The sequence below is a fragment of the Rhodoferax sp. GW822-FHT02D07 genome (genome assembly GCF_058802405.1).
The window spans coordinates 459,950-473,604 of record NZ_JBXAOD010000002.1 but is presented as its reverse complement, the minus strand read 5'-3'; the positions used below and the strand labels follow the sequence as shown (position 1 = coordinate 473,604).

General features: G+C 61.9%; 16 protein-coding genes. 2 read left to right on the top strand and 14 right to left on the bottom strand.

The features are described 5' to 3' along the window. Positions 1–3 precede the first annotated feature (3 nt). Both AC1RNN_RS06865 and AC1RNN_RS06860 read right to left on the bottom strand, forming a co-directional pair. Positions 4–402: a hypothetical protein gene (locus AC1RNN_RS06865; protein WP_493087520.1), complete on the bottom strand. Its 399-nt coding sequence runs from the start codon at positions 400–402 to the stop codon at positions 4–6. Between the two features lie 109 nt (positions 403–511). Beyond that, positions 512–1,204: a Bax inhibitor-1/YccA family protein gene (locus AC1RNN_RS06860; protein WP_493087522.1), complete on the bottom strand. Its 693-nt coding sequence runs from the start codon at positions 1,202–1,204 to the stop codon at positions 512–514. Positions 1,205–1,412: 208 nt separating this feature from the next. Between AC1RNN_RS06860 and AC1RNN_RS06855 the strand changes: the two genes are divergently transcribed. After that, a complete protein-coding gene (locus AC1RNN_RS06855; RefSeq protein ID WP_493087524.1) occupies positions 1,413–1,820 on the top strand; it encodes a GlcG/HbpS family heme-binding protein in 408 nt (135 codons plus the stop codon). 62 nt (positions 1,821–1,882) lie between these two features. Here AC1RNN_RS06855 and hemP read toward each other — a convergent pair whose 3' ends face one another. From hemP to AC1RNN_RS06815, 8 genes are all read right to left on the bottom strand, one after another. Beyond that, positions 1,883–2,017 carry a hemin uptake protein HemP gene (gene hemP / locus AC1RNN_RS06850; protein WP_493087526.1) on the bottom strand — a complete coding sequence of 45 codons (135 nt, stop codon included), beginning with the start codon at positions 2,015–2,017 and terminating at the stop codon, positions 1,883–1,885. 64 nt (positions 2,018–2,081) lie between these two features. Then, entirely contained in the window at positions 2,082–2,552 is a 471-nt protein-coding gene (locus tag AC1RNN_RS06845; RefSeq protein ID WP_493087528.1) for a hypothetical protein, read from the bottom strand. A gap of 11 nt (positions 2,553–2,563) precedes the next feature. Beyond that, positions 2,564–2,986: an ExbD/TolR family protein gene (locus AC1RNN_RS06840; RefSeq protein WP_493087529.1), complete on the bottom strand. Its 423-nt coding sequence runs from the start codon at positions 2,984–2,986 to the stop codon at positions 2,564–2,566. A gap of 9 nt (positions 2,987–2,995) precedes the next feature. After that, the gene (locus tag AC1RNN_RS06835) at positions 2,996–3,712 is read right to left on the bottom strand and encodes a MotA/TolQ/ExbB proton channel family protein (RefSeq protein ID WP_493087531.1); all 717 of its coding nucleotides are present in this window, start codon (positions 3,710–3,712) and stop codon (positions 2,996–2,998) included. Positions 3,713–3,733: 21 nt separating this feature from the next. Continuing rightward, the gene (locus tag AC1RNN_RS06830; RefSeq protein ID WP_493087532.1) at positions 3,734–4,417 is read right to left on the bottom strand and encodes an energy transducer TonB; all 684 of its coding nucleotides are present in this window, start codon (positions 4,415–4,417) and stop codon (positions 3,734–3,736) included. A 74-nt stretch (positions 4,418–4,491) separates the two neighbouring features. Continuing rightward, positions 4,492–5,175 carry a Fe2+-dependent dioxygenase gene (locus tag AC1RNN_RS06825; protein ID WP_493087533.1) on the bottom strand — a complete coding sequence of 228 codons (684 nt, stop codon included), beginning with the start codon at positions 5,173–5,175 and terminating at the stop codon, positions 4,492–4,494. A 15-nt stretch (positions 5,176–5,190) separates the two neighbouring features. After that, on the bottom strand, positions 5,191–7,359 hold the full coding sequence (locus AC1RNN_RS06820) for a TonB-dependent receptor (protein WP_493137351.1): 2,169 nt from the start codon (positions 7,357–7,359) through the stop codon (positions 5,191–5,193). 208 nt (positions 7,360–7,567) lie between these two features. Beyond that, entirely contained in the window at positions 7,568–7,783 is a 216-nt protein-coding gene (locus AC1RNN_RS06815) for a (2Fe-2S)-binding protein (protein WP_493087536.1), read from the bottom strand. A 153-nt stretch (positions 7,784–7,936) separates the two neighbouring features. On the opposite strand from AC1RNN_RS06815, the gene AC1RNN_RS06810 reads away from it, so the two are divergent. Further along, the gene (locus tag AC1RNN_RS06810; protein WP_493087538.1) at positions 7,937–8,776 is read left to right on the top strand and encodes a substrate-binding periplasmic protein; all 840 of its coding nucleotides are present in this window, start codon (positions 7,937–7,939) and stop codon (positions 8,774–8,776) included. Positions 8,777–8,819: 43 nt separating this feature from the next. On the opposite strand, the gene AC1RNN_RS06805 is transcribed toward AC1RNN_RS06810, so the two are convergent. The 4 genes from AC1RNN_RS06805 to AC1RNN_RS06790 are packed head-to-tail and all read right to left on the bottom strand — an operon-like array spanning position 8,820 to position 13,591. After that, complete coding sequence (locus AC1RNN_RS06805) at positions 8,820–9,923, bottom strand: DUF1513 domain-containing protein (protein WP_493087540.1); 1,104 nt, start codon at positions 9,921–9,923, stop codon at positions 8,820–8,822. Next, positions 9,916–10,992, bottom strand: coding sequence for an imelysin family protein (locus AC1RNN_RS06800; RefSeq protein WP_493087542.1), 1,077 nt, complete (start codon positions 10,990–10,992; stop codon positions 9,916–9,918). Before AC1RNN_RS06800 ends, AC1RNN_RS06805 begins: the two co-directional genes overlap by 8 nt. Continuing rightward, the gene (locus AC1RNN_RS06795) at positions 10,989–12,434 is read right to left on the bottom strand and encodes a di-heme oxidoreductase family protein (protein WP_493087543.1); all 1,446 of its coding nucleotides are present in this window, start codon (positions 12,432–12,434) and stop codon (positions 10,989–10,991) included. Before AC1RNN_RS06795 ends, AC1RNN_RS06800 begins: the two co-directional genes overlap by 4 nt. Then, entirely contained in the window at positions 12,434–13,591 is a 1,158-nt protein-coding gene (locus AC1RNN_RS06790) for an imelysin family protein (protein WP_493087545.1), read from the bottom strand. Before AC1RNN_RS06790 ends, AC1RNN_RS06795 begins: the two co-directional genes overlap by 1 nt. Positions 13,592–13,655: the final 64 nt, after the last annotated feature.

The window sequence follows — 13,655 nt, the reverse complement described above, 5'->3', positions numbered from 1 at the left end:
CGCTCAGTGCGCGCTGGACTTGTCGCCGCCAGCCTTGGCGGTCTTGGTTTTGGACTTGCCGTCCTTGGAGTCCGCCTCTTTACCCTCGGTGATCATTTCCTCGGTGGGGGCGGGCGCCGGGGGCTTGATGCCCGTGGGGGCGATGCCCTCGATCTTGTTGTCCCGCATGTACTGGTCCATTTCCTTCCAGCCGGCAAACACGGCGGATTTGGAGGCTTTTTCGTTGAGGGCGTAGCAGTCCTCAATGCTGCGCAGCCCGTGACGGCAGGCGCTGCCAATAGCCTTGGCATCGGCCTCGCGCTGGGCTACGCGCGGGTCCGCCAGCAAAGCTTGAATCTGCTGCATGTCGCAGCCAGCCAATAGCAGTGGGAAGGCGATGTAGATGAGGGGGCGCAGAGTCATGGATACAACACGTGGTCTAGGTCATCTATCGGCCCATTCTGCGCCCAATTGAGACCCAGGCAATAAAAAAGGCCCCGAAGGGCCTTTTTCGCGTGGGGTTGGGGGGCGCTTAGTCGCGTTCTCCGCCAAAGATGCCCAGCAGGGCCAGCAGGCTCTGGAACACGTTCACGATGTCCAGGTACAGGGCCAGGGTGGCGCTGATGTAGTTGGTTTCGCCGCCGTCGATGATTTGCTTGACGTCATACAGCATGTAGGCGCTGAAGATGCCGATGGAAGCCATGGACAAGGCCATCATGCCGGCGGTGGAGCCGACGAACATGTTGATGAGGCCGCCCACAAACAGCACGATGACACCCACAAACAGCCACTTGCCCATGCCGGACAGGTCACGCTTGATGACGGTGGCGAGGCTGGCCATGGCCAGGAACACGCCCGCGGTGCCGGCAAAGGCGGTAAACACCAGTTGGGCACCGTTGCTGTAGCCCAGCACATGGCCGATCAGGCGCGATAGCACGAGGCCCATGACGAAGGTGAAGCCCAGCAGCACGGGCACGCCGGCAGCGGAGTTCTTGGTTTTCTCGATGGCGAAGATGAAGCCGATGAGAATAGCAAGAGACAGCAGTGATCCGATCACACCAAAGGATTGGGTGATACCGGTAGCCACACCAACCCAAGCGCCCAGCACAGTGGGAATCAGGCTCAGTGAGAGCAGCCAGTAGGTGTTGCGCAGCACTTTGTTTCGCTGTGCGGCAGATGCGCCATAGCCCAGCGCGTGGCCCATGGTGGTTACGTTGTCGTTCATAGTCATGCTCCTTCTCTCTGCATGGAGTGCAGGTGTGGTCATTCTAGGGAAAAACAAGCGTCGCACTGCGTTTTGCCCTGCGATTGGCCGGGTTTTGGGCAGGGCTGTTCTGCGCAACGGGCGCCCAATGCGGCACCGGCAAACGGTATGCTTGGGGTTTGTCCTTATTCCCTGTTTCCCTCCTTTTTTTTGAACTGCAAGGCCCCTTATGAAGACCAAATCCGTACTTGAATTCGCCGATGTGAAAGCCATTGCCGCTGCCGCAGAGGCCGAAGCCCTCAAAAACAACTGGGCGGTGAGCATCGCCATCGTGGACGATGGCGGTCATCTGCTGTCCTACCAGCGTCTGGATGGTGCTGCGCCCATCTCCGCCCATATCGCGCCCGCCAAGGCACGCACGGCCGCCCTGGGCCGCCGCGAGAGCAAGCTGTATGAGGACATGATCAATGGCGGTCGCGTGTCCTTCCTGAGCGCGCCGGATCTGCAGGGCATGCTCGAAGGTGGCGTACCGATCATCAAAGATGGCCAATGTCTCGGTGCCGTCGGTGTGAGCGGCGTCAAATCCAGCGAAGACGCACAGATTGCCAAGGCCGGGATTGCCGCCATCGGCCTGTAATTTGCTCTCAAAATAATAGCTGCCAGCGCTCTGTTGATGTGGGCTGGTGGCTATTTTTATGTCTATTTGGTAAGAATGAGCTTGCCAGACTTGGTGCTTTGCAGTCGGTAGCGCTGCCCGTTGTGCTCGATCTCGATGGCCTGGCGCGGGCCCAACAGGGTGCTGGATTGCAGAACTTCCTGCTCTGCCGCCAACACGGGTGCCCGCGGGGTGGGGCTCGGTGGAGGCGGCGGGGATCCCTGGTTGCCAAGAGCTTGCGAACTAGGCATAGGAGAAGTTCCTTTGCACCAGTTGCCGCCAGCGGCGTTGGCGGTGTGCATAAAAGCCCAGCGCAAACAGCCACACAAAGGGCGTGAGCAGGCCGGCACGGATGTCGACCTGGTCGGTGTAGTCGCAACCGTGTTCCGCGCTACGGATGAAGATGCGATGGTCCCAGCGGGACATCATCGTTCCCGAGCCGTTGTCGCGCAGCTCCACGGAGAAGCGGCCGTCCCGTGCCGAGTGGTCCTGGCCCGAGATACGCACCATTTGCCGGCCTAGCGGGAAGAATCCCAGCAGGTGCATGGCGACCTGGTAGTCACGCTCCTCCCAGCGCTGTGGCAGATGGGGCGGATTGATGGGCGTGAAATACACCATGGGCTTGGCAATGTGCATGAGCAGTCGTGGTGTCTGTACCTCGTCAAAGCAGCGCTCTGCGGAGCAGGCGAAGCGGGTTGTCAGGGTCAGCAGCATCACGGTGCTCCTCAGGGTTTGTTGGGTTCAGTGATGAAACCAATTTTGCGCAGGCCCGCCACTTGCGCGGCGCCCATGGCCTGGGCCACGAACTCGTAGCGCGCGGCCTTGTCACCGCGGATGTGCAGCTCGGGCTGGGGTTCCTTGGCTGCTTCTGCCTGCAGCACGCCGGGCAGCGCTTCAGCGGCCACAGGGTTCTGGTTCAGGAAGTAGGCGCCTTGGGCATCCACGCTGAGCTGGATGGTTTCCGGCTTGGTGTTTTGCGGCTGGGCGGTGGCCGTGGGCAACTCCACGTTCACTGCGTGCTTCATCACCGGCACGGTGATGATGAAAATGATGAGCAGCACCAGCATCACGTCCACCAGGGGCGTCATGTTGATTTCGTTCATCACCTCGGAATCGTCCGAGGCTCCGTCTTGCATGCCGAATGCCATAGGATTTCCTTAAGCCTTCTTCATGGCAACGACCTTGCCGTCTGCCTGACGGTTGCCCACGCGGGCACCGGTCACGAAGTAGGCGTGCAGGTCATGCGCAAAGCGGTTGAGCTTGGTCAGGATGGACTTGTTGCCGCGCACCAGGGCGTTGTAGCCCAGCACGGCGGGGATGGCCACGGCCAGACCCAGCGCGGTCATGATCAGCGCTTCGCCGATGGGGCCGGCCACCTTGTCGATGGTGGCGGAGCCCGCAGCACCAATGCCCATCAGCGCGTGGTAGATGCCCCAGACGGTGCCGAACAGGCCGACAAAGGGAGCGGTGGAGCCAACAGACGCCAGGATGGCCAGACCGCTTTGGAAGCGGGCGGTACTGTCGTCAATGCTGTTGCGCAGGGAGCGGCTGATCCAGTCGCTGATGTCCAGGGCGTCGTGCAGCTGGGTTTGGGTGTTGCGGTGGTGGGCGGTGGCTTCCTGGCCGGCCTGGGCCAGCTCGACGAAGGGGTTGCCGGCCTGGGCACCCAGCGCCTTCATGCCGGCGCTGAAGTCTTCGCTGTGCCAGAAGGTTTCGGTGCGTTGTGCGAGGGACTTGTATTTGAAGATGTCCAAGGCCTTGATGAGGATCACGATCCAGGAGGCGAGGGACATGCCCAGCAGCAAGATTGCCACAGCTTTGGTGACCCAATCGCCTTGGGTCCAGAGGGTGATGAGTCCGAGTTGCGATTCCATTTGATGCTCCAGAAAATTGTTTCAGTTCAAAGTAAAGGGTAAGGGGATAAGGAAGGCGCTTGGAGTCGGCTTTCCGTCGATATGGCATGGGGTAAAGCGCCAACTTCTCACGCCCTCAAGCGCAGCAGTATCCAAACGGTCAAATCCACTGCTTTGTTGCAAATCGATCTTTTGAGGTAGGCCATCGACCCCAACGGAAACCCGCAATGTCACCGTGCCGGTTTCCCGCAGTTTGTTGCTCAGCTTCGGGTAGGGCGGTTTGGGGTTGTATACGTAGTTGGCTTCAAGGCAAGAACGATCTACCACCTTGGTGGCCGGAGTGGAACTCGCGACTTTCTCACTTGTGTTTTTTGTCGATGTTGAGGTTTCGCTGTTTTGTGTGCTCGCGGTAGGGGCTGCCGAGGTCGGTGGCGGTGCTACTGCAGAGGGCGCCAAAGCCAGAGGCGTGGGCGCAGGTTGGGGGGCTGCTACCGGTGTTGGAGCTGGCGGCGTCGGCTGGGGCGTTGGTGTTTTGATTTGCACCTTTGGCTGTGGTTGAGGTTTGGGCTCCGGTTTAGGTGGGGCCGGTGGCGCCATGATTTCGACCAGTATTTCCGCAGGAACCACGGCTTCAACCACGCGACGCAAGAGCCCCATTTGCATGGCCCAGAGAACGGCCACGTGGAATGCAATCACGCTGATCACAATGGTGGTGTTTCGGTTCATGGTCGGCAGGGGGCTGGGGCGGGATAGGGCAGGGCTTGACATAGTTCTTGAACAAGGCAAATCAGCATACTGAATCAGGTGTCGGCCCACATGCGCAACATGTTGTGGTACACCCCGGTCAGGGCGGTGGTGTGGGCGTTGTCACCATGCTGCTGGCGCAGTGCCAGCAGGTTCATGTCCAGTTCGTACAGCATGCGTCGCTGCTCGTCGCTGCGCACCAGACTTTCGACCCAGAAGAAGCAGGCGACGCGGTAGCCGCGCGTGACGGGTTTGACCTGGTGCAGGCTGGTACCCGGGTAGAGCACAGCATGGCCTGCGGGCAGCTTGACGCTCTGCTCGCCATAGGTGTCGGCAATGCAGAGTTCCCCGCCGTCATAGTCTTCCGGGTTGGCGAGAAAGACGGTGCAGGACACGTCGGTACGCAGGCGCTCACCAGTGCCGGGCATGTAGCGCACGGCGCCATCAATATGGTCGCCATAGAAATTGCTGTCACCACCGTAGCGGTTCAGGCGCGGCGGAAACACCTTCTTGGGCAAGGCCGCCGAGAAGAGGGTGGTGTTGCGATCCAGCGCCCGCAGCACGATCGCGCGGATGGCGCGCGCTGCGTCGCAATCATGGTCCAACTGTTCGTTGTTCTTCACCTGCCGCGCCAGCTCCCCCGTGCCCTTGCGCCCGTCCGTCCACGGTGCATCAGCCAGCAAGGTCTGTGCGTGGGACACCTCTTCGGGGGTCAGGAAGTGGGGGAGTTGGAGGAGCATGGTGGCGGGCTGGGGTTAGAACTTGACGTTCAGGGTTGCTTGGATGTTGCGGCCAGGGCCGGGCGTGTAGAAGGCGGTGTAGAGGCCATCGGCATAGAGCTTGTTCAATGCATTGGTGACATTGACCTTCAGAATTGCCTTTTCGTTGAACTTGTACTCCCCCATCAAATCCAGGGTCGCGTAGCCAGGGGCATAGAAACCGGGGTTGCGGTTGGGTGTTTGTTCGCCACGGAAGTTGATACCGGTGCCCAAACGCAGTTCGGGAGAGAACTGGTAGGTCGTCCACACGGTGCCACTGTGAATGGGTGTCAGGGACGGACGCTCGCCAACTCGGTCACCCGCAGCATTTTGTGTGCAAGTTCCGGTAGCTGGGCAGGGCGCTGCGTCGTCAATCATGGCATCAGGCATCCACATGTAGGAGCCATAGATTTCCCATTTTGAGGTCAGCATTCCGGATGCATCGACTTCAAGGCCTGTGGAGTGACGCTTGCCAGACAGCACGGGGACTGCGTTGGCATTGTCGGGATCCGTGTTTCGTTCGTTGAACTTGGTCGATTGGAAGATCGCAAAGCGGGTCGTATAGCGCTTGTCCGCAGAGTCCAGTTTGGCACCGAACTCCACGTTGCGGCTCTGTTCAGGAGCGACTTGACTGCTGGTTGCCGTATACGAGTATGTGTCGCCGGAGGTGTTAAACGAAGTGCCCCAAGAGAAGTGGAAGGAACTTAGTTCACTGGGCTGGTACAACGCGCCCACGCGTTGGCTCCAGTTGGCAATCAGTTGATCGAAGGCGTTCGTCATACGCCCGCTACTGGTGTTATATGTGGCGTACGTACCGCGCATGCGGTCAAAGCGTAGACCACCCAAAACCTTCCAATGTTCTGCCACCTGAACCAAGTCCATGCCATAGAGTCCCAGATTGTCTGCTTGGAACCCGCTAGAGCGCCTGACAGCGCGTGCGCCTTCATCGATCCAAGCGCCATCGTTCGGATTTCCAACGGTCGTTGATGGCCGGGTGGGGCCACCTACTGCAGAAAACACATTCTTGTTCTCCTGGCCGAAATCCACGCCGGCAAAAACTTCATGCTTCACACCCAATGCCGAGAACTTCTTGGCGTAGTCACTTTGGAGATACACGCTATCCAGATTCTGGATCTTGTTCTGCGCGGCTCGAGTAAGAACCGTCGAGTCAGAGAAGTTGTTGATGCCAGTTCCTGTCGCGTAGTTCCAAAGCGTGGCGCGTTGGTCGCGGGTGTACAAACCACGTCGTACGGAGGTTTTGAGTTCACTGTCGTCTTGGAAGCGATGGGTGTGACTGGCGGTAATATACTCAGCAGTACCCTTGTTGTAATCGCTAGCCATGCCGTAGTAGTTTTGCGGCGCAATGGCCTCGTTCAGACCACTAGTGGATGTGGCTGCTGTAGAGGTCGGTTTGATCCAGCGAACACCGTAGTTGATGCCGTTGTCGTTCTTCAGTGTGTAAGCCGACAGCGAGAACTCGTCGGCTGTACCGATACCAAAACGGTAGTTTGCGGCCAAGCCGCGTTTGTCGATTTTGGTGCCTCCGCCATTATTATCAGCCTTGGTGGCCATGGCATTGATGCGCAGGCCTGCGTCTTCACCTGTCTTGATGTTGAAATCACCCGTTACGCGACGGTAGTTGTAGCTACCCAGGGTTGTGCTGACTTCGTTGTCGTCAATGGCACGCGCTTGCTTGCTCGTCTGATTGACAGCACCACCGGTGGAGCCACGGCCAAACAACATGGACGCGGAGCCACGCAACAGCTCTATACGGTCGCTGTTGAACGTATCACGATCGTAGAAGGCCGGGTCACGCATACCGTCGACGAAGATGTCGCCAGTCTGGGCCAAAGAAAAACCGCGTAGTCGGATGTCTTCTTCGCCACCTTCTGCAGCCAAGAAAGTCACACCAGCGGTGTTGTGCAGAACTTCCTTCAGGGTGTCCAGATTGCGGTCGTCAATCAGCTTTTCAGTGACTACGGTGATGGATTGGGGGATATCACGAAGTTCCTGATTCCCTTTGCCAATGCGTGTGCTGGTGGCGCGGACGGAGTCCTTGCCTTCGGCTTCTTCGGCTTTTTCAGTGATGGTGACGGGTTTGAGGGTCTTCACTTCGGCGTCGTTGGCCTGTTGGGCCTGTGCGCTGAAGGAGCCGGCGAGCAGCATGGCGCCCAGGGGGAGCAGGGGGAGCAGGGGGGCGGCCAACGGGACTTGGGGGGAGGCGGGGGAGCGTTGTGGCATAGCGGAGGCTTGGGTTGTTGCTGGCTGGCTATGTCATGGCTCCGCCCAGGCGGAATCTGATGTGGCTTGCTGCGGTCAGGGTTAAATAGTGAACAAGAAGCGTTCTTGTTCGCGCACAAAAAAAGCAGGGTGCTTAACGGGTCAGGGATACGGTGATGGGGGTCCATCCCTGGCGTGCCATGGCGGACTGGGCGTGGCATTGGTCGATGACCTCGCGCGCGCACTCTTCGCAACTGCCGCATTGCATGGCTACACCCAGTTCGAACTGGATGTCGTCAAACCCTTTACCTTCCAGGGCGTGCTGGGTGATGTCTTTCTCAGACACGCGGCGGCATACGCAAACAATCATGGCGAGTTAATTCCAACTAATTTTGCTGAGTTTGATTCTAAATGAGAACTCCTCTTATTTGTATTCTCTGGTAAAGAAATATGTCGTTTTTTTCCAAGTGGGTAAAACCCGTGCAACCAAAAGGCGATACTGCGCACAGTCGTTGAGAACAAAATGCCCCAGACCGCCCCCCAACCATGGAGCTGCGGAATCGGTGGCTGGCTGGGCATGGCGCTGCTGCTGGGCGCCTGTGCGCTGGTTTGCCCGGTTCACGCCCAATCCCCGGCGAGCACGGCGCTCGTGCTGGGAACATCACGCCCGGATGGCAGCTATGCGGGGCATCTTTTGCGGCGTACCTACCAGGAGCTGTTCCGGCGCATGGGAAGCACGGTGGAACTGAAGCTGATTCCGTCAGCCCGGCTGGCTGTGGAGCTGAGTTCCGAGCGCATTGACGGGGATGTGGGGCGTCCTCTGGCCTTTGGGGACAGCCAGCCTGGCTTGGTGCGGGTGGAAGAGCCCATCATGCAGATCACGTTTGCGATCTGGTCGTTGCAGCCACGGCCTGGCCTGCAGCGCGTGGAGCAACTTGCCGAGTCCGGGCTCACGGTGAATTTTCCGCGGGGAGTGGTGGAGTGCGAGCGCATGCTGCAACCGTGGATTCCAGCGCAACGGATATCGGACGTCACCACCACCATCAATGCCCTGAACCTGTTGCAACTGGGTCGCAATGACTTGCATTGCGGCATTGATATGGCCGTGCTGTCCGATGCGAGTAGCCCGGAACTGCCCGGCCTGCCACCGCTGACACGGCTATTCAATCTGGGCGAGCCGATTCCGCTGTATTTCTACCTGCAGCGCAAGCACGCAGCGCTGGTGCCCCATATCGACGCGACCCTCAAGCGCATGAAGGCAGAGGGCGTGCTGGAGCAGATACGGCGGGAGACCTTGCAGGAGTACAAGCTGTTTCCTGTCCAGAAACCACCTTCTCCGCCTCCACCACTGCCCTTGCGTTGATGGGAAAATAAGGCTCTAGCCCTCGCAAAAATTGCGCAAGCAGCTATGCAAACGATAGCAGGCTGGCGTGGTTGTCCCAGCCCCGTGGTAGGCGGAAGCGCTGCGGCGGGGCGGCTGGGTTGCCGTAGAGCAGGGCGTCGGTCTCGCCCCCCACCAGCCAGCGCTCGCCCGCTGCGGCCAGGGCGCCAGCACCGGGCAAGGCCTGGGTCTGCTGGGCGTCGCCTTGGGTGGACCAGGAGGCCAGCCAGCCCGCGTGTGGGGCGCTGGCACAGAAGCGCTGGCCACTCCAGCAAATGTCGCCGGCATAGCCATCCCAATCAGTTGGCACTTGGCCTGCGGCCCAGTCCACCGTGCGCAGCTGATCGCCTTGCAAGATGGCCAGCGCAGGTGCGCGCTGGCGTTCCGGCATTTGGGGGTGTTCCGCCTGTAGGGCGATGCCCAGGGTGCCATCGGGGGCCAAGGCTAGGTGGCGCAGGCTGAGGTAGCTGTCTTCCAGGCGAAACTGCGCCAGCACCGCCCCTGTGGCGGTATCGATCCTTGCCAGATTGGAGTCCATGCGGCCAATGTTGAGCTTCCGCCGGCCGGTCTCGGGTAGGTTCAGAATGCCGCCATTGGCGACCAGCAGCGTGCCTCCGGGTTCCAGCAACAAGGCGTGTGGGCCGATGCCACCACTGGCGAATTCGCGCAGCTTTTCCAGGCTCTGCAGATCGCGTTCGGCGATCAGGCCCTGGCCGGTCCCGCCATCGGTTTCGGTGGTGAAGAAGGTCTTGCCGCTCGCGGACAGTGCGGCGTGGCCACCCAGATAGCGGTCTTCTTCCATGGTGTGCCATTGCAGCGCTTTGCCGCGTTGTACATCCATGCGCATCAAATATTCGCCGGGGCGGCGCGCCAACACCAGCGCCTGTTGCGGAGCCACCTTGCTGCCGGGGACCAGCAGTAGCTGGTGCGCACGTGCGGGCAGGGCGATGCCGCGCGGCGCCTGGCCCGGTGTCCACACGCCGGCCCAGGATTGTTCCCCGCGCATCCAGGCAGTCAGCACACGGGGCTGGGCGACTGGTGCGGCATGGCTGTCCAAAACCCCAGCGCCCAGGCCCAGCAGGGCGGCCTGGGCCAGCAGGCTGCGTCGCGTGATGCGGGATTCAGTCACCGTCGGCGTCGGTAAAGCCCATGCTGATGTGCAGCACGGTGTCGGCCAGTCCGCCCAGGAATTGCGAGAGCTGGCCCAGCGCCTGCCGCGCTGTATTGAGCGATGCCGCGTTGTCGGGCCGCGCGCGTGCGCCGCTGCGCAGGGTGGCCAAAGTCAGGCGCTGCAGTTGGCGGCTGGGCTGGGGCGTGTCGTTGCCCAGCAGCAGGCCTTGCAGGCTGCCGGCCACCGGCCAGTCAGGGCGGGCGGCCTGCGCGGCGGCTGATCCGACCAGAAAAGCCTGTGCGCCCTGGAGCTGGGCCTGCCAGGCGGCGGTGGTTTGCCCGCTGACGCCGCGTACCCACAGGGAGACTTCCTTGCCCCGCGTATCGGGCACCATTTTCTTGATGCGCAACTGGTCCAGCCCGCCCACGGCCTGGCCATACCACTCGCCATAGAGGGTGCTGGCTTCTTCCTCGCTGCGCGGGGCTGCGGCCATAGCACGGTAACCGTCTAGCAGGACCGTGCATTCGTTCAGCACCTGCTGCGCGAGCAGGCGGGCGTAGTGCTGGTGGGCCGGTGTGGCCGGCAGGCGCCAGAACATCCATTCCAGCGCAGGCAGGCCGCGGGCGGCGCTGCCCACGGATTCGATCTGCTCCGGCGTCAGGGGTGTGGCCGCATTGGCATCGAGTTGGCGCTGGATCTGCGCCGGGCGCGTGGGCCAGAAGTCAATGGAGCGCGCGGCGCGGCGTTCGAGCAGCGGGCCAACCGCCACGGCGGCCAGACGCTCCCAGTGCAACATGGTCTGCACCCACAGCGGCTGCTGGGCTTGCCAGTTCGCCAGCGGATTGGCGAGCGAAGCGCGCAAGGCTGTGGCACTTTGCTGTAGCGCCTCAGCCACCAGAATGTAGTGATCCTGTAGCAGCGCCAGCACCCGCTGCCGCGCCGAGAGAAAGGGGCCGGTGCTGGCGGAGGTGCCGGCAAAGCTGTCAAACGTCGGTGCAGATGCTACTTTTTTAGGAGCTGCTTGCGCAATATCCACGAGGGCTAGCGTGCCAAACGGCATGCAGGCGAGAAGGGCGCGTCGTTTCACAGGGACTCCACAAAGGCCACCAGTGCCTGGCGGTCGCGGGCATTCAGTTGCAGCACGTGCTGTTTGGCGCCCTGCGCTTCGCCGCCATGCCAGAGGATGGCTTCGAGCACGCCGTTGGCCCGCCCGTCATGCAGCAGCCGGCGGTGGCCGTTGACGTCGTGGATCAGGCCCACGCCCCACAGCGGCGGGGTCTTCCACTGCCGGCCATTGGCGGCAAAGTCTGGGCGGCCATCGGCCAGGTCCGGGCCCATGTCATGCAGCAGCAGGTCGGTGTAGGGCCAGATCTTCAGGCCCTGCACCTTGGTGCTGGACAGACGGGGGAAGGGCGCTTCGCCCGTGGTGTAGCTGGGGCGGTGGCAGGCGCTGCACTGGGCCTGGGCGAACAGGGCTTGGCCACGCAACACTTGGGCGTCGCCCACATTGCGCCGCGCTGCCGGTGCCAGTGTGGCCTGGTAGAAGATCACGTCAGACAGTGTGCGGTCGTCGATCTCGGGCGCCTTGCCCTGCGCACCGCGGGGGGCGGCCAGGCAGTCTTTCTGCGTGGGGGTGCAGGCTTCGTCGGGGTGCTGGGTGGAGGTGATGCCGATGTCGCCGAGGAAGGCGCCGGCCGTCTGGCTGGCCAAGCTGGCCTGGTTGGCCTTCCAGCCAAAGCGGCCTACGCGCATGGCCTGGGCAAAGTCGTCCCAGACATGGTTAGGCTGGCCCTTGATGGGGCCGGCGTTGGCTGACTGCACGGCGGCATTGGCCAGGATCTCGGATTCGGGAATCGCTTCGAGCAGGCCCACGCCGGCCATCTGGGGTGCAATGCGCGGGCTCATCATGATGCCGGGAGCGAGCGGGCCGTAGGCCAGCTGGGTCAGGCTGTAGACCGGCTTGCGCAGGGTGTAGCGGGTGCCATCGGCGAAGCTGCCGCGCAGGGTCTCATAGCGGATGCGCACTTGGCCTTCGGGCGTCACGCCCTGGATGGCTGCGTTGTTGAGCTGGTCGCCATAGACCGGGTCGGGCACCACACCGCCGTGGGCGCCGACGCCGGGGATGGAAAGGCGCATGAGCAGGGCCACGGGTGGCTCGCTCAGGCCCTTGCGGAAATCGGGCGGGGCACCGCGGCCGTCCTGCACATGGCAGCCACCGCAAGAGCGGGCAATAAAGTGCGGGCCCAGACCATCGCGGGCCGTGGTGGAGGCGGGGGCTTCCACCCAGTTGCGGCGGAAGAAGGAATTGCCTACGGCGAAGCGGGCTTGCTCGTCGTCGCTGAGCGTGGGCAGGGGCATGGAGAAGGCATTGCGGCCAGTGGCGAAGGCCGTGGCCTCGCCCGCAGTGAGCTCGCCCTGTACCGCGCCGGTCAGGTCCGAGCTGCTGTGGCCCCACAGGGGCCACAGCAAGGCTGCCAATGCTCCCGCCGCCGTCAGCATCAGGCCGATTTTTTGACGGGGGCGCAGCATCACTTGGCCTGGGCCAGCTTGGTGATGCCCAAAGCGGCCGCCGCTTCGGTGATGTCCTTGGATTGCTGCACCAGGCTGTCGATCGTCTTCTGCACGCGGATGCGGCCGGGAGCGTTCTTGTCGCCCACGATTTCGCGGTCAAACGGGGCCTGGATGGCGTTGGCTGCGGCCACGCTCTGGGCGATCTGCTTGCTCACCTTGTCGGACAGTGCGGCGTTCTTGGCGGCCACCAGGTCCTTGAGGGATGCGCCTTGCAGCGTGCTGCCGTCCAGGCGCTTGTAGCTGCCCAGCCAGACGTTTTCGATGCCCTGGGCATTGGCGACCACATCGCGGTGCGTGTTGTCGGAAAAGCAGGAGTGCTCATCTTCCTTGTCCTGGGTGTTCATCGCCACTTCCAGGCGCTCGCCGGCCAGTTCACCGCGCGAGAGCGAGCCCATGCCCACGATGATCTTGCGCACGGACTGGATGCCGCCTTGCTCGAACTTGGCGCGGTAGTTTTTGGCAGAGGGCGTCCAGGCCTTGACCAGGAAGCTGAGGTCGTCGATCAGCAGCTCGGTCACGGTGATCAGGTAGGCGCGGCGGCGGTCGGCGTTGGGCGCCTTGCCATCCACATAGTCTTCAAACGGTCGCTGGCCGGGCAGGGTTTCGCTCAGGTCCTGGCCCCACAGCAGGAATTCGATCGCGTGCCAGCCAGCAGCGATGTTTTCTTCGCCACCGCGCTCGTTGAGCTTGGCCAGATTGGCCTTGTTGATCTTGACCTTGAGGTTGTTGACGATGCCGGCATTGGGCTTGCCCACCACGCTGTCGATATAGGACTCGTCCAGTGGCCAGGCGTTGAGGCGGCCTTCGGGGCCCTTGTCGTCGTCGATGGGGCCGCTGTAGAAGCGGAAGACTTCGGTTTGGCCATAGAACTCGCGTGCGGCCAGCCAAGCCTTCTTCGTATCTTCCAGGCCTTGGGCGGACGGTGCTGCGGTAAAGGCGGTGATCGCCTTTTGCAGTGTCTGTGCCGTGGCCAGCACATCGCTGTAGTTGGCGTGCACGAGGTTGGCGTAGTTCAGCACCACAGCCTTGGCATCCACCGCCTGGGCGTGCGCCGCGAAGCCGCTGAGGGCCATGGCTGCGGCCAGGGTGGACTGGAGAAATTGGCGTTTTTGCATGGATGTCTTTCGTTGGGCGAAGAGTGAAAAGAGAAAAGGCGCGTCACTCAACATCTTAATGCAA